Consider the following 21,890-nt stretch of genomic DNA (forward strand, 5'->3'; position numbering starts at 1 on the left):
GTGTTCAATAGCGTGCGCGCGTGGGCGCCGGGCTCCGCGCGGTGGACCGCTGCTCGGGGCACGGGACCTGGGAGCACACCGGGGGGTCGGCCGACGGCTACGGGCCGGGCGTGGCCCTGACCGTCGCGGAGCGCGAGGAGGCTTCGCCGTACCGGCAGGTGCCGGGCACGGAGGAGCACCCTCAGCTGTTCGTGCTGTTCGTGCCGATCGGCCACCCGGACGGCGGGGACGTGCGGGTGCTGCGGAAGCGGGCGCGGTAGGCGGTCGGGGCAAGGTTCAGGGTGTGCTGGAAGACGCGGCGCATCGTCTCGGCGGAGCCGAAGCCCGACTGCGCGGCCACGGTGTCCACCGGGTCGTCTCCGGCCTCCAGGAGGGCCTGGGCGGCTTCGAGGCGGACGGATTCCAGGTACTGCCCCGGCGTCATCCCGGTCTCCGAGCGGAACAGCCGGGCGAGGTGGCGGCCGCTGAGCCCGGCGTCCCGGGTGACCTCGTCCAGCGTGAGCCGGGGGTCGGCCCCGATGGCGTCCATGACGGTGCGCAGGACCGGGTGTTTGGCCTCGCGCGGGGTCAGGCGGGCGCTGTACTGGGACTGGCCGCCGGGCCTGGCCATGAAGACCACCAGCTCCCGTGCGACCTCCCGGGCCACTGCGGCCCCGTGGTCCTCCTCGACCAGCGACAGCGCCAGGTCGATGCCCGAGGTCACCCCGGCCGAGGTGACCACGTGCCCGTCCTGGACGAACACCGGGTCCGCCTCCACCCGCACCAGCGGGTACGCCGCCGCGAGCTGCGCCGCGAGCCGCCAGTGCGTGACCGCCCTCCGCCCGTCGAGCACCCCGGTCTCCGCGAGCACGAAGGCCCCGGCGCACACCGAGGTGACCCGGCGCGAACGGCGCACGAGCTCGGCGACCAGGCCCGTCAGCGCGGGATCGGCGACGGCCCGCCGCCAGTCGCTCCGGCCGGGGACGACGAGCGTCCCGGGCCGGGCCGGGAGGCTGCCGGGGCCGCCGTCCGCGCCGATGCGTACGCCCGAGGAGGTGCGGACGTCGGTCCCGTCCGGGGAGACGATCCGGACCTCGTAGCGGGCGCCGTGCAGGTTGGCGGTGCTGAACACCTCGGCGGGTCCGGTGACATCGAGCAGCTGCACGCCGTCGAAGGCGACGATGACGACGGGGTGCGGGGCTCCTCGCTTCGCCGGTCCCCGGCTCACCGGTCCTTGCCTCTGTGGTCCCCGGCTCACCGGTCCTTGGTCCACGGCTACTCCGCCCACGGGGAGTCCAGGATCAGGCGTACGAAGTCCGTGCGCTCGAAACCGGGCACGTGGTGCGCGAGGACGTCGGCCTTGACGTTGCCGAAGGCCGTGCCGGGCTTGGGCGCCACGCCGTCGGCGAAGGCGCGCAGGATGCGCTCCTTGAACCGCGGCCGCGGGTGCAGGGCGACGACCGCCGCGCGGTCCGCCTCGGTGAGGTCGTGGTAGCCGATGCCGAGCACGTCGTACTCCACGCCCGCGGTCACCAGCGCCACCTCGGGCTCCATGTGCTCCGGGATTCCCGGGGTGGTGTGCAGGGCGATCGCCGTCCACACCCGGCGCACCGAGTCCTCGGGGACCTGGTGGCTCCGCAGGAACCGGCCCGCCTCGTCGGCGCCGTCCACCTCGAAGCGGCGGCCGCTGGAACGGAAGGGCTCGGTGAGGCCGAGGTCGTGGAACATCGCCGCCACGTAGAGCAGTTCGGGATCGGCCTCGATGCCGAGGCGCCGGCCCCGGAGGCTGCCGAAGAAGTACACGCGGCGGGAGTGGTCGTAGAGCAGCTCTCCCACACTGTCCCGGACGAGCTCGGTCGCTTCCTTCGTCAGCCGTGAGTCCGGTACCGCTACCGGGATCGTGTGCGCGAGTGCGTCGCCGGTCGCTGTCATGGTCCGCTCCCTCTCCTGGGCTCCTTGCGGGGTCGACTCCAGTCTTCGGGGCCCGCGGGGCCTCCCGCCATGACCATCGCGCCACACATCCCACAGATACGGACACGGGCGCGCGAGTGGCGCGGCCGTACGGGTGAATCCACCGCCGTGCGCAGTCCCCCGGAGCGCGGGCCCCGGACGGGCTCGGCATGGTGGCGGAGACCGGAGACAGGACCCCGCCGCCTCAGCGGCGCACGCACAGGAGGACCGCATGCTCGGCACCGATTTCCGCAAGGGATCGCCCAACTGGCTCGACCTCGGAAGCCCCGACACCGACGGGGCCGTCTCGTTCTACACCGGAGTCTTCGGCTGGGAGTTCCTCTCCCTCGGACCGGAGGCGGGCGGCTACGGCTTCTTCCAGATCGACGGCAAGACCGTCGCCGCGCTGGGGCCGCTCACCGAGGAGGGCGCCACACCGGCATGGATGCTGCACTTCTGCACCCCCGACATCCAGGAGACGGCGGCTGCCGTCAGGGCGGGCGGCGGAGCGGTGCGCATGGAGCCCGGGGACGTCATGGGCGAAGGCTGGCTGGCGCAGTTCACCGACCCGCAGGGCGCGGAGTTCGCCTGCTGGCAGCCGGGGAAGACCGCCGGGCTGGGGCGGACCTCCGAGGTCAACTCCCTGGTCTGGGCGGAACTGCACGCCCCCGACCCGGTCGCGGCCGTCGAGTTCTACGCCGGCCTCTTCGGGTGGCGCTCCGCCGAGATGGAGGCACCCGGGATGACGTACCGGGTGCTGAGCATCGCCGACGGGGACCAGGAGGACGGCTCCTTCGGCGGAGTCGCACCGCAGGGCGACGGTGCGGGCCAGGGGGCCGGGGCGAACGAAGTCCCGCGCTGGGTGCCGTACTTCAACGTGGCCGACGTGGACGCGACCGTGGCCGCCATCCGGGGCGGCGGGGGCTCGGTGCTGATGCCCGCCGCCGACGTCCCGGAGGTCGGCCGGATGGCGTGGACCGCGGACCCGACGGGGGCGGTGTTCGCCCTGCTCACGCCGGACCCGCGGATGTAGCGCTTCGAGCCGTCTACCGGCCGAGGTACTTCGGGGTGCGGCGCTCCACGAAGCTCGCGACCCCCTCGTTCGCGTCGGCCGTGCTCATGTTGAGCTCCTGTGCGGTGGCCTCGGCGGCGAGAGCCGTCGCCCGGTCACCGTCCAGGGAGGCGTTGACCAGCTGCTTCGTCAGGGCCAGGGCGCGGGTGGGGCCCTGCGCGAGGCGCTCCGCCCACTCGCGGGCGGTCTCCACCAGCGCCTCGGCGGGCACCACCTTGTTCACCAGGCCGAGCCGCTCGGCCTCGGCGGCCGGGACGGCGTCCCCGAAGAACATCAGCTCCTTCGCCTTCTGCGGGCCGACGAGGCGGGGGAGCAGGTACGCGCCCCCGCCGTCGGGGACCAGGCCGCGGCGGACGAACACTTCGATGAAGCGAGCCGGTTCGGCGGCGATGACCAGGTCGCATGCGAGCGCGAGGTGTGCGCCGATGCCGGCCGCGGTGCCGTTCACGGCGGCGATGACCGGCTTCTCGCAGTCGAGCACGGCCGTGATCAGGCGCTGCGCGCCGAGCCGGATCATGCGGGCCACGTCCCCGACCACCCGCTCCGCCGGGGCGGCCGGAGACCCGCGCAGGTCGGCGCCCGCGCAGAAGCCCTTGCCGGTGGCGGTGATGACGACGGCCCGCACGTCGGGATCGGCGGAGGCTTCGGCGAGCAGTCCGATGACGCGCTCGCGCTGGTCCCAGGTGACGGCGTTCATGGCCTCCGGCCGGTTGAGGGTGATCCAGCAGACACCGCTCTCGAAGCGGTGGAGGACTTCGTCCTCGGGGGTGGGGGCCATGGCGGAACTCCCGTTCGGGGGTGGGTTGGTCTTCTCGGCCGTCCGGCGTTTGAGGGCCGGGTCAGGGCCGGGTCAGGGCCGGGCCCGCCCCGCGCGGCGGGAGCCGGTCGGCGCCGAGCAGGGGCGGCAGGGCACCGGAGGTCAATGGCAGATGGCGAGCGCGTCCAGCGCCACCGCCCCCTGCCCCCGCGGCAGCACCATCAGCGGGTTGATGTCCAGCTCGGACAGCTCGTCGCCGAGTTCCATCGCCATCCGCTGGACCCGCAGGATCACCTCCACGAGCGCGTCGACGTCGGCCGGGGGAGCCCCCCGTACGCCCTCCAGCAGTGCGTGCCCGCGCAGTTCCCCGAGCATCGCCCGCGCCTGGTCCTCGCCGAACGGCGGCACCCGTACGGCGACATCGTGCAGCACCTCCACCAGGACCCCGCCCAGCCCGACCGTCACCGTGGGGCCGAAGAGTTCGTCCTGGGTGACGCCCACGACCATCTCGACGCCGCGTTCCACCATCTGGCAGACGAGGATCCCGTCGAGGGGGACGTTCTCGTAGCGTGCGATGTCCGTCAACTCCCGGTAGGCGTCGCGGATCTGGCTCGCCGAAGTCAGGCCGATCTTCACCAGTCCGAGCTCGGTCTTGTGGGCGAGCTGCGGCCCGGAGGCCTTCATGACCACCGGGTAGCCGACCAGTCCGGCGGCCCGTACGGCCGCTGCCGCGCTGGTCACCAGCTGCTCCCGGGGCACCCTTATCCCGTAGGCGCGCAGGAGTTGCTTCGCCGCGTGTTCGCTGAGCTGCTGGCCGGGACGCATGAGGGCCTGGGCCTTGCGGAAGGAGGGCGAGGTGGTGCGCGGGGCGTCTTCGAAGGGGGAGCGGTAGGCGGCGGTGAAACGGTGGTGACCGAGGTACGCGCGGACGGCGGTGATGCAGTTGCCGAAGGTGCGGAAGGTCGCGACCCGGGAGGAGCCGAGGAGCGTGGTGCGGTAGGCCTCCTCCGTGCCGACGGGGGAGCCCCAGATCACGCAGACGAGCTTGTCGGTCTGCTCGGCCGCGTCCACCAGGTCCTGCGCGAGCTTGTCGCTCATCGGGGGGAAGGGGCCCGTGATCGGGCAGATCAGGACGCCTACCGAAGGGTCCGCGAGGATGGCGTCGATGATTTTGCGGCCGCGCCAGTCGCCGACCGGGTGGCCGCCGTTGTCCACGGGGTTGGAGACGCCCAGGTACTCCGGGATCCACTGGTGCAGCTCGTCCTGCTTGGCCTGGGAGAGGGTGGGGATGCTGAGCCCCGCCTCGGTCGCCAGGTCGGAGAAGTGGGCGCCGGTGCCACCGGAGATGGAGTACACGACCACCCCGTCTGCCAGTGGCTTGCGCGCCCGGGCCAGCAGCGCGGCGGTGTCCTGGAGTTCGTCGAGGCCGTCGACCCGGATGACGCCGAACTGCCGCATCGCGGCGTCCACGACGGTGTCCGCGCCGGTCAGCTTTCCGGTGTGCGAGGCGGCCATGCGGGCGCCGGTCTCGGTGCGGCCGACCTTGACGGCGACGACGGGCACGCCGTTGCGGGCGGCCCGGTCGGCGGCGAGGAGGAACTGCCGCCCGTCTTTGAGGCCCTCCACGTAGCAGGCGATGGCCCCGACCTCGGGCTGTTCGGCGAAGTAGGAGATGAAGTCGGAGGTCTCGAGGTCGGCCTCGTTGCCGGTGGGCGCCCAGTGGGAGAGGCGGATGCCCAGCTCCTGGAGGGTGTAGACCGGCCGGCCCTGGTGGCCGGACTGGGTGATGAGCGCGATGGCCGGGCCGTCGAGGTCGTCGCGGAACTTCTCGAAGGCGTTGAGGTTCGTGTTGGGTCCCAGGAGGCGCAGGCCGGAGCGTCGTACCGCGGCGCCCAGGCGGGCCTGTGCGGCGGCGCCCTCGTCGCCGGTCTCCGCGAAGCCGGAGGCGAAGGCGACGGCGAACTTCACCTTGGCCTCGGCGAGCTGCTCCACGACGGGAAGCGGGTCGGCCACGAGGAGGACGGCGAGGTCGACCTGTTCGGGCAGGTCGGCCACGGAGGCGTGGCACGGCAGCCCGAACACTGTGGTCCGGGTCGGGTGTACGGGGTGCAGCCGGGCACCGACGCGTTCCGCCCAGGCGATGAGCTGGCGGGTGATGCCGGTGTTCGGTCTGCCGTCGGCGTCCGAGGCGCCGATGACCGCCACGGACTCGGGCCGGAAGAACCGGTCCAGGTCGGGGGCGTCGGCGTGCAGGGGCCGACCGCTGACGTCCAGCGCGACCGTGTCCTCGGCGGACGGAGCCGCTGTGGAGTGGACGGCCGTCCTGGGGGTCTCCCCGCAGGCCTCGACACGTGCGCGGAAGTCGGTGGTGAGGGTGCCGTGAGTAGATCCAAGCATCGTTCCGCCCGCTCCTGCTCGATGAACCTCGACGAATCTCAATAACTGACGCGTAGTCAGATTACTGAACTGACGTGCCGTCAGGAACAGGGATGCACAGGAAAGCTGGTGGAGGTGCTGTGTGGAACACGCGCGGCCCTGCTCCCGGGCACGCTTCGGGGCGGCTCCGGGGTGCCCCCGGGGCGGGTTCCGGGATGACTTCCGGGGCCTTCCCGGGAACGGTCTCAGATTGCCGGGGGCCGGTCCAGACCACTATTCGGCCGAGGTCAGGGCGGCCGAGCCGGCCCCGCGGGGGCGCTCGCCCCGCCGGGCCGGCCCGCTGGCTCCCGGAGCTGCTCACCACTCCCGGGGGGCGATGAGCGCCTCGACGTCCGCGTCCGTGAATCCGTATGCGGAGGCCACGAACGCGAAGTCCTCGGCTATCTCCTCGCGCGCCACGGTCTCGATTTCGCTCCCCGCGGCCTCGAACTCCGCCTCCAGCAGGTTGAACTCCTCGGTCGCCGCCCCCGTCAGCACGTACAGCGCGGCCAGGCCCGAGGGCTGCTCGGCCTCGATGCGCGCGCACAGCCGGAGCAGGATGTCCCGGCCCTTGTCGAGGACGTGATCCGGGTAGTACGCGTCCCGGTAGAGCGGCTCCAGGAAGGAGCGGGCTGCCACTTGCTGGTTCGTGATCGACACGATGACCCCCATGGTTGCGTCGCCGGTCGCGACATACCGATGCTGCACCGGGCCACTGACAACGGTCTGGATCGAGCGTGGGGAGAGGGGTGGCCGATCCGGACGGGACCGCCTAGGTGCGGACGGTGCGGGCGATGGCCTTGGCGATCTTTTCGGCGTCCAGGGCCAGTTCGCGGATGTTGCCGCTGATGGGGTTGGTGAAGCCGGTGAAGTAGAGGCCCGGGGCGTTCGGCGGGGTGGTCGCGCCGTGGGTGCGGGGGCGGCCGCGGTCGTCCAGGACGTCGAGGCCGCCGAGCAGGCCCTCCAGGGCGCGGCGGTAGCCGGTGGCCGCGATCACGGCGTCCGGGGTGATCCGGGAGCCGTCCGAGAGGACCACCTCGGCTCCGTCGAAGGACTCGACGGAGGCCACGGGTTCCACCCGGCCCGTACGGACCGCGTCGATCAGGCCGACGTCCTGGAGCGGGATCGACCCCTGCTTGACCCTGCTGTACAGGCCGGTGGTGGGGCGCGGGAGGCCGTACGCGGACAGGTCCGGGACCGAGGCCTTGCCGACGATCGCGCCGAGCCGGTCCACGAGCCGGACGGGCAGGTGCCGGACCAGGATCCCGGTCCGCTGCGAGGGCCAGCCGGCGGTGGAGCGGCGCAGGATGTGCGGGGCCGTGCGCACCGCGAGCCGGACCCGGGCGGCGCCGCCCTCGGCGAGGTCGACCGCTATCTCGGCGCCGGTGTTGCCGACGCCGACGACGAGGACGTCCTGGCCGGCGTAGGGGGCGGGGTTGCGGTACTCGGCGGCGTGGGCGAGGGGGCCCGGGTAGGTGTCCCGGCCGGGCCAGTCGGGGATCAGCGGGGTGTGGTTGTACCCGGTCGCGACCACCACCGCCCGGGCCGCCATGACGCGGCCGCCGGTGGCGTGCAGGGTCCAGCCGGGGGCTTCGGGGAGGGATTTCGCGGAGGTCGCGGAGTCCGCGGGGTCTGCGGAGTTCGTGGAGGGCTCGATGCGGGTGACCTCGATGCCGGTGGCTATCTCCAGCTCGTGGAATTCGGCGTACTTCTCCAGGTAGCGCACCACGTTCTCGCGCGCCACCCAGCGGCCGAAACGGCGCGGCATGGCCAGGCCCGGGAGGGCGGACAGCCGACGCGTGGTGTGCAGGTGGAGGCGGTCGTAGTGCCTGCGCCAGGAAGCGCCGACCGACTCGGACTTCTCCACGACCACCGCGCGGATCCCGCGGGCACGCAGCGCGGCGGCGACTGCGAGGCCGCCGGGGCCGGCGCCGATCACGTAGACCGGGCGGGGCTGGGTGGACAGGTCGGGTGCTGCGGGGACTCCGGGCATGAGGTGTGAGCGTATCGCCGTACGGGGGCGGTGGGTCTCGGACGAGGAGGGAATCGGTTGCGGATCGATTACGGGGAGTGGTGGGGGAGCGGTGGGGTGCGGTGGGGAGCGGTGGGGAGCGGAGTGGTGATGGGTGGGGTGCCGTGGGTGGGGACTTGTGGGATGGGGCCGGATCCGGTGAACTGACGCTACGTCAGATGTGGTGTGTCCCGGAGGAGTGGTGTCGTGAGTACTGGAGCCGGTACGGCTGCGCGGTTCGACCTGCCGGAGATCGACGAGTTCACGCGGCCGTACTGGGACGCGGCGGCGGAGGGGCGGCTGTTGCTGCGCCGCTGCGGGGAGTGCGGGAAGGCGCACCACTACCCGCGGGAGTTCTGCCCGGCCTGCTGGGCGGGGGAGGACCGGGTGACGTGGGAGACGGCGAGCGGGCTGGCCACGCTCTACACCTGGTCGGTGATCCACCGCAACGACCTGCCGCCCTTCGGAGAGCGGGTGCCGTACGTGGCGGCGGTGGTGGACCTCGCGGAGGGGCCGCGGATGATGACCGAGGTCGTCGGCGCGGAGGGGGCGGAGCTGCGGGTGGGGATGGACCTGGTGGTGACCTTCCGGGAGGCGGCGGAGGGGGTCTGGGTGGCGGTCTTCCGCCCTCGCGCGGTGGCCTGACCGGCCTGGGCACCCTGACCGGTCCGACCGGTCCGACCGGTCCGACCGGTCCGACCGGTCTGGCGGGCCCGACCGACCGGCCTGGGTGCGGGTGCGGTGCGGGTGCCGGGTGGTCGGCCCTGCGGGGCGCAGTCCCCTACCCGCCCTTCGCCCGTTCCCCGGGCTCTGCCCGGACCCCGGTCCTCAAACGCCGGACGGGCTGGAGGGGTCCCGGGCTGCGCCCCGGACCCCTTGGGGCTGCGCCCGGACCCCCTGGGGCTGCGCTCCGGATCCCGGTCCTCAAGCGCCGGACGGCTGAGAGCGCCCGGGCCTTCGTCCGGAAACGCCGGACGGCGAGAGCGCCCGGGCCCCGTTCTCAGACGCCGGACGGCGAAAGCGCCCGGGCCCCGGTTCTCGAGCGTTGGACCCCGGCCGGGGCGGTCACGGCCACAGGAGGTGGTGGGTCCAGGGGGTGGTGGGGGTGCGGGTGTACTGGAGGCGGGTGTGGAGGCGGGCCGGGTCTCCCTGGAAGAACTCGATCTCCGTGGGGGAGAGGACGTACCGGGTCCACGTCGGCGCAGGGGCGTCCGGCTCCGCGCCCGCCCGTTCCCAGGACTCCGCCGCGACCGCGGCCAGTTCCTCGCGGGAGGCCAGGACCTCGCTCTGCCGGCCCGTCAGTGCCGCGGCCAGCGCACCGCGCGTGCGGGCCGCCAGGTCGGCCCGGCTCTCCGTCGCGTCGCACGCGGTGACCCGTCCCCGGATGCGGATCTGGCGGGCCACCAAAGGCCAGTAGAAGCCCAGCGCCGCCGCCGGCTGCCCGGCCAGTTGCCGGCCCTTCGTGCTGGTGGAGTGCGAGGCGAAGTGCAGGCCGCGCTCGTCGGCGTCGTGCAGCATGAGCGTCCGTACGTCGGGCCGCCCGTCCGCGTCCACCGTCGCCAGGCTCATCGTGTGCGGCTCGGGCTGCCCCGCCTTGGCGGCGTGCGTGAACCACTCCCGGAACAGCTCGAGCGGCTCGGCCGGTGCGGCGGCCGCGTCGAAGGAGGGCAGCGGGCCGTCCCAGACGCGCAGGGAGTGCAAGGTGGTGTGGAAGTCGCTCAGGTCGCTCGTCATGCCTCAATCGAACACCACGCGGCCGTGGCGGAACCACGAGAAAACCGAACGGGGGCGCCCCGCCCGGGCTGTTCGGCCGGGCGGAGCGCCCCCGTGGACGCCCGTGCGTTTCAGCAGGGCGTCAGGGCGTCACGACATCAGTCGAGGACGTCCGGGATGGGCTCGGTGGCGCTGCGCTGCAGCGACGACGTGGCGGCCGGGCCGGCGGCCCAGTCGATGAGCTTGATCGCGTCCGCGTAGCGCTCCTCGTCCTTCAGCAGGACGCCGATGACGGTCTTGCCGTTGCGGGTTGCGGCGAAGACGATGCACTTGCCCGCGGCCGTGCCGGTGCCGGTCTTGACGCCGATGGCGCCCGGGATCCCGTAGCCGGTGGGGCGGGGCTGGATCAGCAGGTTGGTGTTCTTCCACGTGGCGACGGTGGAAGTGCCGCCGCTGCTGTACGCGGTGGTCTTCACGATCGCCTTGAAGTGGGTGTAGCGCATCGCGGTACGGGTGAGCTTCGCGAGGTCGCGCGCGGTGATGTGGTTGTTGCCGCGCGAGATGCCGTCGAAGGTGTCGTAGTGGGTGTTGGTCATGCCAAGGTCTTTCGCCTTGGTGTTCATCTTCGAGATGAAGCTCTGGACGCGTGCCGCCCTGGTGGAGCCCTGTCCGAAGGTGTCGGCGAGCGCGTAGGCGGCGTCGCAGCCCGAGGGCAGCATCATCGCGTACAGCAGCTGGCGGACGGTGGGGGTGGCGCCGGCCTTCAGGTACGCCGAGCTCGCGCCCTCGCGGGCGACGTAGTTCAGGTGCTCCTGCTGGATCGTGACCTTCTTGTTCAGGTCGAGGCCCGACCTGGTGAGGACGACCAGGGCCGTCATGATCTTCGTGGTGCTGGCCCCCTCACGCTTGGTGTCGCCCCCCTTGCTGGTGAGCGTGGCACCCGTGGAGGCGTCCAGCACGAAGGCGGACGCGGCGGTGGTGGGCGGCGCGGCGACGGCCTGGGCCGGCGAGGCGACCGCGATGAGGGCGCCGGTGGCGACGGTGATGGCGAGAGCGGCGCGCGAACGCCGCAGCAGGTTCGATATCAAGTCAGTTCCCGTGATGGCTGGAGTTTCCCCGAAGGGGCTGTGGACACCGAGGTGTCCGGCCCCGCCGGGAGCTTACGCAGCCGGACCGACAAGGAGATCGGTCGCGTCCGGGATTTCGAGGGCGCCCGAGGAGCGGATCAGCCGCCCTTGCCCGGGGTGATGCCCCTTGTGGGAGGTTTCCATCGGGTTTGCGTACGTCGCCGGCGCCCGCCCCGCCGCAGTGGATGGCGAACGGGGGCGCTCCGCCCGGCAGGAGAGGCCGGGTGGAGCGCCCCCGTGGACGTCATGGCATCAGGGCGTCATGGCGTCCGTGGGTCCGTGCGTCAGGGCGTCACGACATCAGTCGAGGACGTCCGGGATGTGCTCGGTGGTGGTGCGCTTGGTCGTGGCACCGGTGGGCGAGCCGAGGGCCCAGTTGGTGAGCTTGATCGCGTCCGGGTAGCGGTCGTCGGACTTCAGCAGGACGCCGATGATCGTCTTGCCGTTGCGGGTCACGGAGAAGACGAGGCACTGGCCCGCGGCCGTACCGGAACCCGTCTTGACGCCGATGGCACCCGGCGTCTGGGTCTGGTAGGCGTGTCCGGGCTTGATCAGCAGGTTGGTGTTCAGCCACGTGCCGACCGTGGAGGTGCCGTCGCTGCTGTAGGAGGAGGTCTTCACGACCGACTTGAAGGTGGTGCCCTTCATCGCGGCCCGGGTGAGCTTGGCGAGGTCGCGGGCGGTGGAGAGGCCCTTCCCCGTCGGGGAGATGCCGTCGAAGCTGTCGTAGGTGGTGTTGGCCATGCCGAGGGTCTTCGCCTTGGCGTTCATCTTCGCGATGAAGTCCTTGACGCGGGCCGCCCGGGTCGTGCCGGAGCCGAAGGTGTCGGCGAGCGCGTAGGCGGCGTCGCAGCCCGAGGGCAGCATCATCCCGTACAGCAGGCGGCGGACGGTCGGGGTGGCGCCGGCCTTCAGGCCGGCCGAACTGCCGCCCTCCCGGAACACGTAGTCCAGGTACTCCTGCTGGATGGTGACCCGCTTGTTGAGGTCGAGGCCCGGCGTGGTGAGGACGACGTAGGCCGTCATGATCTTCGTGGTGCTGGCGACCTCGCGCTTGGTGTCGCCCAGCTTGCTGGAAAGCGTGGCACCCGTGGTGCCGTCCATCAGGAAGGCCGAGGCGGCGAGGGTCGGCGGCCCGGAGACGGCCTGGGCCGGCGAGGCGACCGCGATGAGGGCGCCGGTGGCGACGGTGATGGCGAGAGCGGCGCGCGAACGCCGCAGCAGGTTCGATATCAAGTCAGTTCCCGTGATGGCTGGAGTTTCCCCGTAGGGGCCGTGGACACCGAGGTGTCCGGCCCCGCCGGGAGCTTACGCAGCCGCGCCGACAGGAGGGTCAGTCCCGTCCGAGAATGATGGTGCCCGACGAGCAGAACCAGCCGCCCGTGCCCGAGGCGATGGCCACCTGTGGGAGGTTTCCACCGCGTTTGCGCACTTGGCCTTCGCCCGCCTCGCCGCGGAGTTGGCGTACCGCCTCGACCAACAGGAACAGGCCGCGCATGCCGGGGTGGCAGGCGGAGAGTCCGCCGCCGTCCGTATTGACCGGGAATTCGCCGTCCCGTAGGAGACGACCCTTCTCCACGAATGCGCCGCCCTCGCCCTTTGCGCAGAAGCCCAGGTCCTCCAGCGTGACCAGGGTCATATAGGTGAAGGCGTCGTAGATTTCGGCGAGGTCCACGTCCGCCGGGGTGAGCCCGGCGCGGGCGAAGGCGCGGCGGCCCGAGACGGCCGCGGGGGAGACGGTGAAATCCTCCCACTCCGACATCGTGGTGTGCGAGACGGCGGTGCCGGAGCCCAGGATCCACACGGGCTCCTTGGCCGTGTCCGGTACGTAGTCCTCCGCGGCCAGCAGCACCGCGCAGCCGCCGTCCGAACGGATGCAGCAGTTCAGCTTGGTGAAGGGGTCCGCGATCATCCCGGAGGACAGGACGTCGTCGACGGTGATGGGGTCACGGAACATCGCGTCCGGGTTGGTGGCGGCGTTCGCCCGTGCCTGCACCGCCACTTCGGCGAGCTGCTCCAGCGTCGTGCCGTACTCGTGCATGTGGCGGCGCGCGGCCATCGCGTACTTGGAGACCAGCGTGTGCCCGTACGGGACCTCGAACTGCAGCGGTCCGCGCGCTCCGAAGGAGAGGTTCGAGGTCCGGCGGCGGGCCTTGATGTCGGCGCGCGCGGTGGATCCGTAGACGAGGAGGACCGCGTTGGCGTGACCGGCGGCGATGGCGTCGGCGGCGTGGGCGGCCATGACCTCCCAGGTGGAGCCGCCGACCGAAGTGGAGTCGACCCAGGTGGGGCGCAGGCCCAGGTACTCGGCGACCTCCACGGGCGCCAGGATGCCGAGGCCGGCCGAGGCGAAGCCGTCGATCACCGACCGGTCCAGACCGGAGTCGGCCAGGGCCCGGCGGGCGGCCTGCGCGTGCAGGGCGTACGGGGTGGGGCCGTCCACCCGGCCGCAGTCCGAGAGGGCTACGCCGACGACGGCGACCCGGCGGGGCCGGGCCTGAGGGCCGGCGGCGGTGGTGGTGGCGGCGGTGGCGGTGGCGGAGAGGGGTCCAGGCGTGGCAGGCATGGAGCCGACGGTACAACTGACGTACCGTCAGATGCTAGGGGTGCCCCGCCTCCGCCCTCTTCGGAAGGTCCGCCCCCTGTGCTTATGGCGCCGCCCGCCCTAACATGACGGCCCGTCAGATACGGGGAGGAGCCCGACGATGGATGCCGCCTTCACCGCGGAGCAGGACGAGATGCGACGTACCCTGCGCGAGATCCTGGGCAAACGCTGCGGCCCGGACGAGGTCAAGGCCGCCGTCCGCACCGACGCCGGACACGACCGGGAGCTCTGGCAACAGCTCGCCCGGCAGATCGGACTGCCGGGCATCGCCGTGGCCGAGGAGTACGGGGGCGTCGGCTGCGCCCCCGCCGACCTGGTCCTGGCCTGCGAGGAGACCGGGCGGGTGCTGCTGCCCTCGCCGCTGCTGGCCACCGCCGTGCTCGCCGTGCCGCTGGTCACCGCCCTGGGGACCGGCGCCCAGCGCTCCGCCCTGCTCCCGCCGCTCGCGGCGGGCGGGCTCACCGCCGCGCTCGCCGTACCCGGCCCCGCGCTGGCCACCGCCCTCGCGCTGACCGGGGACAACGCCCCGGGCGAATGGGCCGGCGGCGGCCGGGCCGGCGGGGTGCAGGCCCGCGCCGTGGACGGCGGCTGGCGGCTGTACGGGGAGGTCGCCCAGGTGCTCGACGGGCACAGCGCCTCGCTGCTGCTGGTCGCCGCGCACACGGGAGGCTTCGCCCGCAGCCGCACCCTGCTGTTCCTCGTACGGGAGGACGCGCCGGGCCTCGTGCGGGCGCGGCAGACCACCCTGGACGAGACCCGCCCGCAAGGCCGTATCCAACTCCGCGATGTCGAAGCCGAGTTGCTGGGAGGCGAAGACGCCGACGTGGCCGGAGCGCTCGCCGCCACCGGGCGCGGCGCCGCGTCCGTCCTGGCCGCCGAGGCGGTTGGCGCGGCCGGGCAGGCGCTCGCCCGCACGGTGGAGTACGTACGGCAGCGCGAGCAGTTCGGCCGGGCCATAGGCTCGTTCCAGGCGGTCAAGCACCGCCTCGCCGACCTCTACGTACAGGTCCAGGCGGCCCGCTCGGCCGCCTACTACGCCGCCTGGGACCCGGAGCAGGGCGGACTCGCCCTGGCCCAGGCCCTGGAAGCGCTGCGGATCACCGCCGGCGAGGCCATCCAGCTGCACGGCGGCATCGGCTTCACCTGGGAGCACGACGCGCACCTCTACTTCAAGCGGGCGGCCGCCGACGAACTGCTCTTCGGCCCCGTCCACCGGCTGCGCGCCCATGCCGCGGAAGCCGCCGGGCTGTTCGCCCCCGCGACCACCGCCTCGGCACCCGCCCCCGCACCCGCAGCAGCCCCCGCCCCCGCCCCACGGAACGAGAAGGTGGCCGTCTGATGGCGCCCGGAGTCAAGCTGATGCAGAAGGTCTCCTCGACCATGCTGTTCGCCAAGATCGCACCGCACTTCATCCCCGCCATGGACAAGGCGGTGCACAAGCTGACCCGCGGCAAGGTCATCCTCAGCGCCCAGATGCTCCCCGGTGTGATCCTGACCGCCAAGGGAGCCAAGACCGGCGAACCGCGCACCACCCCGCTCGCGTGCATGCCGGAGCAGGGCGGGGCGAGCTGGATCCTGATCGGCTCGAACTTCGGCCGCCCCGGACACCCGGCATGGACCGGGAACCTGCTCAAGAACCCTGACGCGGACGTGAGTTGGAAAGGTCAGGACATCGCCGTGCGTGCCCGCCTGCTGGCGGGTGAGGAACGCGCGGCGGCGTGGCAGGCGGTGCTGAAGTTCTGGCCGCCGTACGCGGCCTACCAGGCGCGCATCGAGCGCGAGATCCGGTTGTTCCGCCTGGAGCGTCGCTGATCGAGGCGGACATGCCGTAAGGCGTGAGGGCGGCGGCGCGAACGGCCGCCGAAGGCGCGGCGGACCCCCTGAGGGTCCGCCGCTTACTTCGTGGGCTTCTTGCCCGTGATGCCGAGGTGGACGAGGAGCGCCAGGTTCGGCTTCAGTTCCGCCTGCTTGACGCCCCAGGTCTGGAAGCCCTTCTGGTGCGAGGCGACCGCCGCGAGCATGGCGACGAGCGAACCGGCCATGGCCGCGGGGCTCACGTCCTTGTCGACCTTGCCCTTGGCCTGGAGCTCCTTCATCGACTCCGTGAGGGAGTTGGTGACGGAGTTGAGGATCTTCATGCGGATCTTGTAGAACCGCTTGTCGCCCTCGGCCGCGCCGAGGTCGACGACCCGCAGGATCGCGTCGTTGCGCCGCCAGAACTCCAGGAAGCCGTCCACGAGTTCCTCGGCCGCCGCCCATCCCGCCTTGCCGACCCACGCGCGCCCCTCGACCAGCGAGGTCAGTTGCGCACCCTCGTTGGCCATGCGCTCCGCGATCTCCAGGACGGCACCTTCGACGTCCGGGAAGTACTGGTAGAAGGTCGCGGGGGAGGTACCGGCCTTGCGGGCGACGTCGATCACTTTGACGTCGCGGTACGGCGAGGAGCTGAGCATCTCGCTGAGGCAGTCGAGCAGCTTCTGCCTCGTCGCCTGACCGCGCCGGCCGGCAACGCGGCCGTCGACGGTGCGTACTTGTCCTGTCATGCCGTCAGCTTACCGAGGGGTGATCGGCGCGCGATTCGGCCGCCTGCAAATGGGGTTACGGGACGCCTGGCCTGGGCGTAAGCCCCTCCAGACCCGTCATCGCGACGGATTCCGGCCGGGCGGGCGCCGCGGGCGCGCCGTCCGGGTTCGGGCCCTATCCCCCGAATAGTCTTATCAACAGGCTGTGGACAAGTTTTCGGGCACATCATGATCCGGAGGACATGGCTGGGCGAGCGGGGCGGAACGTGCGCGGAGGGTGCACACCCTTGCACACCCCCGCACAACGGAAGGAACCGGGCTCATGGCAGCATTCGCGGAAGGCTCACCCTGCTGGGTCGACGCCTCCCTGCCGGACGTGGAAGCCGGCAAGCGCTTCTACGGTGAGCTCTTCGGGTGGACCTTCGCCGACAGCGCGGGAGCCGAGTACGGCCACTACACCCAGGCCTACAGCCGCGGCCGCAACGTCGCCGCCCTCGCCCCCAAGCCCGACGGCCGGATGCCGACCGTTTGGGGGATCTACCTCTACACCACCGACGCGTACGCCTGCGCCCAGCGCATCCGCGCCGCGGGCGGCCAGCTGGTGATGGACCCGATGCCGGTCGGCCCCTACGGGACCGCCGCGATGGCCGCCGACCCGGGCGGGGCCGTCTTCGGGCTGTGGCAGCCCGGCACCCACCACGGCTTCGACGCCCAGAACGAGCCCTACACGTACTGCTGGTCCGAGGTGTACACCCGGGCCCGCGACGCCGTGGACGTCTTCTACGCCAAGGTCTTCGGCTACGTCCCCGAGGACCAGAACGACGACGCGTCGGGCATCGAGTACCGCGTCTGGTCCCCGCCCGGCAAAGCGCCCGGCTCGGAGACCGCCGTCCTGGGGCGCAGCCTCATCACGGACGCCTTCCCGGAGATCATGCCCGCGCACTTCCTCGCGTACTTCGCCGTCCCGGACTGCGACCAGTCCGTGGCGATGGTGCAGCGCCTCGGCGGCCGGGTGACCGCGGACCCCTTCGACACCCCGTACGGGCGCATCGCGGTGGTCGCGGACAACCAGGGCGCGGTCTTCGGCCTGCTCTCGGAGCCGCGGACGAGGACGGGCGGCTAGGGGCGAGGGGCGAGGGGCTGGGGGCGAGAAGCGAGGGGCGGGGGCGAGAAGCGAGGGGCGGGGCTACGGGTTGACGGTGACCTGCTCCCGCCGGCTCTTGGCGTTGAAGTGGTTGCCGTCGACATCGCTGTAGCGGGCGATCCAGGTGCCGGTCCCGGCGGCGGTGAAGGTGTGGGCGAAGGTGCCGTCCGCGGCGGTCTTCGCGTAGCCCTGGTAGACGTGGTCCCGCCTGCCGGCGGGCTGGAAGTAGAAGAGCACCATCCGGTCGCCGTAGGCCTTCGCCGGGCTCTCGTGCCGCAGGGTGCCCTTGAGCGTGAAGGGCCGGCCCTTGCGCACCGGCTCCGGCTCCGCGCCGAACCCCGTGAACTCCGTCTCCGTCCGGGTCAGCCGGACCGGCTCGGTGACGGAACCCTCGATGCGCGGCGCGGCCGCGTACCGGAGCCGCCAGTAGCCGTCCGTCTCGCCCGGCAGGGTCTGGTCGAACCGGTCGGAGCCGGATTCGACGGTGAAGGCCGTGCGCGTGGTCCAGTCCGTCCTGCCGTCGGCCGAGTACTGCACCTCGACACCGGTGACGGTCCGGCTGAGGGGCTTGTGGGCGAGGGCCCCGGTGAACGTCACGCGCCGGGCGGCGTCGATCGTGGCCGTGACGTCCGTGAAGTATCCGCCCTCGACGACCTCGGCCTCCGTGTCGGCGACCGCGTACTGCAGCCACGGGGACCTGCCGCCCGCCCACGTGGTTTTCACCGGGCGGTCGTGGACCATCCGCAGCTGCCGCTCGAACCGGCCGTCCGCATCCGTCCCGGGCTCACCGGTGAGGTCCGCGAGCATCGGCGTGCCCTCCGGGACGGGCTTGCGCGTGCCGTCCCCGGCGATCCTGACGGCCTGCCCCGTGATCTTGGCCGTCGATCCGTAGCGGGCCTTGATCTTCCGGGACCCGGGGTCGAGGACGATCTCGGCCTTCCGGCGGACCGAGCGCGCGGTGTCGCTGCCGCCCCCGGCGCGCAGGTCCGGGGTGTCCAGGACGTCGACGCGCACCTCGGTGTGGTTCTCCGTACCGCGGAAGGCGAACGGGACGGACAGGTGGCCCCGCGCGTCCGTGGTCGCCTCCTGCGAGGTGCGCTCACCGGAGAGGCGGACCTTGGTGTTCTTCAGCGGGGCGCTCGCCCCGGTCCGCGGGTCGAAGGTGGTGACGTCCGCCGACACGGTGGTCTCGAGATCGTCCAGGGACACCCCGTCCGCCGCGTCGACCTTGCCGACCACCGCGCGCAGCCGGTAGTCGAAGTCCCCGCAGACGACGGGCCCGGCCTCGGGGCCGACTTCGAGCGCGTAGATCCCGAGGCCGGCCGGCTTGAGCGGCTCCGAGACCAGCTGGAAGCCGGGGAGGATGCCGTCCGGGTCGGTCACCTTGCGGAACGTGCCGACCGAGGCGACGCGCAGTCCCGTCTTCCCGTCCCGCAGGTGGACGACGAGGCCGTCGGGGACGCCCGTCCCGTCCGACTCGCTGGAGACGACGAGGGAGCCGTCCTGCCGGGCGGACATCTCCGGCGGACAGGGAGCGGACGCGGCCTGCGCCGATACGCCCTGCACCGGCCCCGCCGTGGATGCGTCCTGCGCCGTTCCCCGTACGACGGCGGCCTGCGCCGCCCCCGGTATGGCCTGCGCCGCCTCCGCAACGGCCAGGCCCCCGAGCACGGTTGTGGTGACGACGATGGCTGAAGTCAAACGGTGACGCACGGATCCCCCCGGACAACGACGAGCTGAACGGCTACTAGACCCGCGACACCCCCCATGGGTTGTACGCCTCCCCCCGCGGGCGGGGGCCGGACGGTCGGCGGACACCGGCCGGACCCCGCCCGCGGGAGCGTCCGTGCACACCGCGTACGGGCTCCGCCCGCCGTGCCGGGGCCGGACCAGGCGCGGGCCTGACAGAATCGGGGGTGCGCGACCCGGGCGGCCCCCGGGGGTGAGACGCTGCTCGGGGCAGGGACCCGCGGCGGCTCGCGCGCATCCGGTGACGTGACGGCGATGACGGCGCTGCCACCGGCGATGGCTGGAAGAGCGGGGACCGCGAGGGACCCCGTACGGGGATGGGTGTGGAGGCGAGTGGTGGAGCAGCTGACGCAGCACGACCCGAGACGGATCGGCCCCTTCGAGGTGCTGGGACGGCTCGGCGCCGGCGGCATGGGGCTGGTCTATCTCGCCCGGTCGGCGTCCGGACGCCGGGTGGCGATCAAGACGGTGCGCACCGAGCTCGCCGAGGACCAGCTGTTCCGCGTCCGCTTCACCCGTGAGGTGGAGGCGGCCCGCGCCGTCTCCGGCTTCTACACCGCGGCCGTCGTCGACGCCGACCCGCGCGCGGCCGTGCCGTGGCTGGCGACCGCCTACGTACCGGCGCCCTCCCTGGAGGAGATCGTCCACGAGTGCGGGCCCATGCCCGCCCAGGCCGTACGGTGGCTCGCCGCGGGCATCGCCGAGGCGCTGCAGTCCATCCACGGGGCGGGCCTGGTCCACCGCGACCTGAAGCCCTCCAACGTGCTCGTCGTCGAGGACGGCCCGCGCGTGATCGACTTCGGTATCGCCAGCGGGGTCTCCAACACCCGTCTGACCATGACGAACGTCGCCGTCGGCACCCCCGCCTACATGTCGCCGGAACAGGCGAAGGACTCGCGCAGCGTCAAGGGCGCCAGCGACGTGTTCTCGCTCGGCTCCACGCTGGTCTTCGCCGCCACCGGGCACCCGCCGTACCACGGGGCGAACCCGGTGGAGACGGTCTTCATGCTGCTGCGCGAGGGCCCCAACCTGGAGGGGCTCCCCGACGAGCTCCGCCCGCTGATCGACTCCTGCATGCAGATGGACGCCACGCAGCGGCCGACCCCGGCCGACCTGCAGGCGCAGCTCGCCCCGCACCTCTTCGAGGGCGGCGACGAGAGCGGTACCGCCTCGGCGTGGCTGCCCGAGCGGGCCGTCGCGATGATCGAGGCCCGCCGGGCCGGCCACCGCAACGCCGCCGCGGCGGCAGCGGCGGCCGCGGCCGCCGTGCCGAAGCCGGCGATTCCCCGGGCGGGCATCTCCGCGCCCATCGAGAGCGTCGGGCCCGCGTCCGGTCCCGCCACGCACCGCCGCCAGCGCGGCGGAGCCGACCCCTGGACCGACCCGCGGACCGGCCAGGCCGTCCCGCAGCGGCCCGAGCACCCCCCGATGGCGCCCTCCGGCGAGCCCGTGCGGCTCGGCGGCTCCCCGGTGCCGATCGGCCCGGGCCCGCAGGCCTCCGCCTCGGCCCCGGCCGCCCACGCGGCCGCCGCGGACTCGGCGACCGGCTGGATCCGGCCGCCCGCCGGCACCCCGGTGACGGGCCCCGCGCCCTCCGTCCTCGTACCGAACCCCGGCCCGGCCCCCGACAGCGGCCGCTGGCGGCCCTGGCGGTTCCGGATGTCGAACGAGGTCTGGGGCACCCCGACCGTCGCCGGCGAGCTGCTCTACGTGACCTCCTTCGAGGTGCACGCCCTGGACGTGGCCAGTGGCCGCCGCCAGTTCAAGACCCGCGACGTGGCCTGGTCCATGGCCGTCTCCGACGGGCGCATCCACGCCTCCGACGGCCCTTCCCTCTACGCCCTGGACGCCGGCGACGGCTCCGAGCGCTGGAGGCTGTCCGCCGATGCCTGGGTGTACGCCCTGCGCGCCGACCGGGGCACCGTCGTCACCGCCACGCGCGGAGGCGGCGTACAGGCCTGGGAGTCGTCCAGCGGGCACAAGCTGTGGGAGCTGACCGGCGCGCAGAGCGAGTTCGAGACCGCCGAGGCGGCCCCCGTCCTGCACGACGGCACGGTCTACGTGTGGCAGGACGCCCGGCTGCGCGCCCTGGACGCACGCTCCGGCCGCGAGTCCTGGTCGTACCCGGTCGGAGACGCCGCCTCCTGCGGGAACGTGCCCGTACGGGTCACTCCCGCTCCCGACGGCAACGTCTACGTCGCCGCGGGCACCCGGGTGATCTCCATCGACCGGGCCTCGGGCCGGGTCCGCTGGCACTTCGAGGCGCCCGCCGTGTTCCTCGCGCCCCCCGCCTTCGCCCCCGGATCGGCCGTCACGGGCGGCGGGGTCTACCTCGCGGACTACCTGGGCACCGTCTACGCCCTGGACGCGGCCAACGGCAAGGACCGCTGGCGCATCGCCACCGAGCCCCGGCAGGCCGCCGACCCTGTCCTCGTCGCCGCGGGCAACGTCCACCTGGCCGCGGGCAGCGCCGTGTACACGCTCGACGCGGTCACCGGTACCCCGAAGTGGCGGTTCGCGGCGGGCGGCGAGATCACCGGTTCCCCGGCGGTCGCGGACGGCCGGGTCCACTTCGGATCGGCCGACCACTGCCTCTACACCCTCGACGCGGCGGGCGGCCAGCTCCGCTGGAAGCTGGCCACGGGCGGGGAGATCACCGGAGCCCCCGTGGCCGAGGCGGGTGTGGTCTACGCGTGCAGCAAGGACCGCTGCGTCTACGCGCTGGACGCCGCCAAGGGCACGGGGACCCGTACGGGAGGCTGACCCGGCTCAGCCGCCTCCTGAGCTGGGGCTGAGCCGTTCGGGGGCCCGGTCGCGGCCCCCTCGGGGTCGCGCACCGCACCGGG

The 21,890-nt window shown here is 72.9% G+C and carries 19 protein-coding genes; 7 read left to right on the forward strand and 12 right to left on the reverse strand.

Going from position 1 to position 21,890, the window contains the following annotated elements; all coding sequences use genetic code 11:
• The first annotated feature begins 20 nt into the window (after positions 1-20).
• Positions 21-260 (forward strand): hypothetical protein, encoded by a 240-nt coding sequence (locus ACFYM0_RS31585; RefSeq protein WP_388507260.1) that lies wholly within the window; start codon positions 21-23, stop codon positions 258-260.
• On the opposite strand, the gene ACFYM0_RS31590 is transcribed toward ACFYM0_RS31585, so the two are convergent.
• Entirely contained in the window at positions 182-1,207 is a 1,026-nt protein-coding gene (locus tag ACFYM0_RS31590; RefSeq protein WP_388507262.1) for a GlxA family transcriptional regulator, read from the reverse strand. The genes ACFYM0_RS31585 and ACFYM0_RS31590 overlap by 79 nt on opposite strands.
• Before the next feature lie 47 nt (positions 1,208-1,254).
• The gene (locus ACFYM0_RS31595) at positions 1,255-1,911 is read right to left on the reverse strand and encodes an HD domain-containing protein (RefSeq protein ID WP_388507265.1); all 657 of its coding nucleotides are present in this window, start codon (positions 1,909-1,911) and stop codon (positions 1,255-1,257) included.
• A 250-nt stretch (positions 1,912-2,161) separates the two neighbouring features.
• Here ACFYM0_RS31595 and ACFYM0_RS31600 point away from each other — a divergent pair, with 250 nt between their 5' ends.
• Positions 2,162-2,962, forward strand: coding sequence for a VOC family protein (locus ACFYM0_RS31600; RefSeq protein ID WP_388507266.1), 801 nt, complete (start codon positions 2,162-2,164; stop codon positions 2,960-2,962).
• Between the two features lie 13 nt (positions 2,963-2,975).
• Here ACFYM0_RS31600 and ACFYM0_RS31605 read toward each other — a convergent pair whose 3' ends face one another.
• The 4 genes from ACFYM0_RS31605 to ACFYM0_RS31620 form a co-directional block, all read right to left on the reverse strand.
• On the reverse strand, positions 2,976-3,779 hold the full coding sequence (locus tag ACFYM0_RS31605; RefSeq protein WP_388507268.1) for an enoyl-CoA hydratase/isomerase family protein: 804 nt from the start codon (positions 3,777-3,779) through the stop codon (positions 2,976-2,978).
• A 141-nt stretch (positions 3,780-3,920) separates the two neighbouring features.
• A complete protein-coding gene (locus tag ACFYM0_RS31610; protein WP_327253365.1) occupies positions 3,921-6,155 on the reverse strand; it encodes an acetate--CoA ligase family protein in 2,235 nt (744 codons plus the stop codon).
• A 336-nt stretch (positions 6,156-6,491) separates the two neighbouring features.
• Positions 6,492-6,833 carry a DUF5713 family protein gene (locus tag ACFYM0_RS31615; RefSeq protein WP_388507270.1) on the reverse strand — a complete coding sequence of 114 codons (342 nt, stop codon included), beginning with the start codon at positions 6,831-6,833 and terminating at the stop codon, positions 6,492-6,494.
• Between the two features lie 112 nt (positions 6,834-6,945).
• Positions 6,946-8,166 carry a flavin-containing monooxygenase gene (locus ACFYM0_RS31620; RefSeq protein ID WP_388507272.1) on the reverse strand — a complete coding sequence of 407 codons (1,221 nt, stop codon included), beginning with the start codon at positions 8,164-8,166 and terminating at the stop codon, positions 6,946-6,948.
• Between the two features lie 225 nt (positions 8,167-8,391).
• Here ACFYM0_RS31620 and ACFYM0_RS31625 point away from each other — a divergent pair, with 225 nt between their 5' ends.
• Positions 8,392-8,829 (forward strand): Zn-ribbon domain-containing OB-fold protein, encoded by a 438-nt coding sequence (locus tag ACFYM0_RS31625; protein ID WP_388507274.1) that lies wholly within the window; start codon positions 8,392-8,394, stop codon positions 8,827-8,829.
• A 420-nt stretch (positions 8,830-9,249) separates the two neighbouring features.
• On the opposite strand, the gene ACFYM0_RS31630 is transcribed toward ACFYM0_RS31625, so the two are convergent.
• From ACFYM0_RS31630 to ACFYM0_RS31645, 4 genes are all read right to left on the reverse strand, one after another.
• Positions 9,250-9,918, reverse strand: a complete 669-nt coding sequence (locus ACFYM0_RS31630) for a pyridoxal 5'-phosphate synthase (RefSeq protein ID WP_388507276.1) — start codon at positions 9,916-9,918, stop codon at positions 9,250-9,252.
• Positions 9,919-10,055: 137 nt separating this feature from the next.
• Positions 10,056-10,985: a D-alanyl-D-alanine carboxypeptidase family protein gene (locus ACFYM0_RS31635; RefSeq protein ID WP_388507278.1), complete on the reverse strand. Its 930-nt coding sequence runs from the start codon at positions 10,983-10,985 to the stop codon at positions 10,056-10,058.
• Between the two features lie 339 nt (positions 10,986-11,324).
• Positions 11,325-12,260, reverse strand: coding sequence for a D-alanyl-D-alanine carboxypeptidase family protein (locus ACFYM0_RS31640; RefSeq protein ID WP_388507281.1), 936 nt, complete (start codon positions 12,258-12,260; stop codon positions 11,325-11,327).
• A gap of 97 nt (positions 12,261-12,357) precedes the next feature.
• Entirely contained in the window at positions 12,358-13,590 is a 1,233-nt protein-coding gene (locus ACFYM0_RS31645; protein WP_388507284.1) for an acetyl-CoA acetyltransferase, read from the reverse strand.
• 139 nt (positions 13,591-13,729) lie between these two features.
• Here ACFYM0_RS31645 and ACFYM0_RS31650 point away from each other — a divergent pair, with 139 nt between their 5' ends.
• The gene (locus ACFYM0_RS31650; RefSeq protein WP_388507286.1) at positions 13,730-14,968 is read left to right on the forward strand and encodes an acyl-CoA dehydrogenase family protein; all 1,239 of its coding nucleotides are present in this window, start codon (positions 13,730-13,732) and stop codon (positions 14,966-14,968) included.
• On the forward strand, positions 14,968-15,441 hold the full coding sequence (locus ACFYM0_RS31655; RefSeq protein ID WP_388507287.1) for a nitroreductase family deazaflavin-dependent oxidoreductase: 474 nt from the start codon (positions 14,968-14,970) through the stop codon (positions 15,439-15,441). The genes ACFYM0_RS31650 and ACFYM0_RS31655 overlap by 1 nt, the downstream gene beginning before the upstream one ends.
• A gap of 83 nt (positions 15,442-15,524) precedes the next feature.
• Here the strand turns inward: ACFYM0_RS31655 and ACFYM0_RS31660 are convergent, their stop codons facing one another.
• Positions 15,525-16,172: a TetR family transcriptional regulator gene (locus ACFYM0_RS31660; RefSeq protein ID WP_250742709.1), complete on the reverse strand. Its 648-nt coding sequence runs from the start codon at positions 16,170-16,172 to the stop codon at positions 15,525-15,527.
• Between the two features lie 301 nt (positions 16,173-16,473).
• Here ACFYM0_RS31660 and ACFYM0_RS31665 point away from each other — a divergent pair, with 301 nt between their 5' ends.
• Positions 16,474-17,274, forward strand: a complete 801-nt coding sequence (locus ACFYM0_RS31665) for a VOC family protein (protein WP_388507290.1) — start codon at positions 16,474-16,476, stop codon at positions 17,272-17,274.
• 63 nt (positions 17,275-17,337) lie between these two features.
• On the opposite strand, the gene ACFYM0_RS31670 is transcribed toward ACFYM0_RS31665, so the two are convergent.
• Positions 17,338-18,996: a hypothetical protein gene (locus tag ACFYM0_RS31670; protein ID WP_388507293.1), complete on the reverse strand. Its 1,659-nt coding sequence runs from the start codon at positions 18,994-18,996 to the stop codon at positions 17,338-17,340.
• A gap of 381 nt (positions 18,997-19,377) precedes the next feature.
• On the opposite strand from ACFYM0_RS31670, the gene ACFYM0_RS31675 reads away from it, so the two are divergent.
• A complete protein-coding gene (locus ACFYM0_RS31675; protein WP_388507296.1) occupies positions 19,378-21,807 on the forward strand; it encodes a PQQ-binding-like beta-propeller repeat protein in 2,430 nt (809 codons plus the stop codon).
• Positions 21,808-21,890 lie beyond the last annotated feature (83 nt).

The organism is Streptomyces sp. NPDC006487 (assembly GCF_042870555.1).
GTDB lineage: Bacteria > Actinomycetota > Actinomycetes > Streptomycetales > Streptomycetaceae > Streptomyces.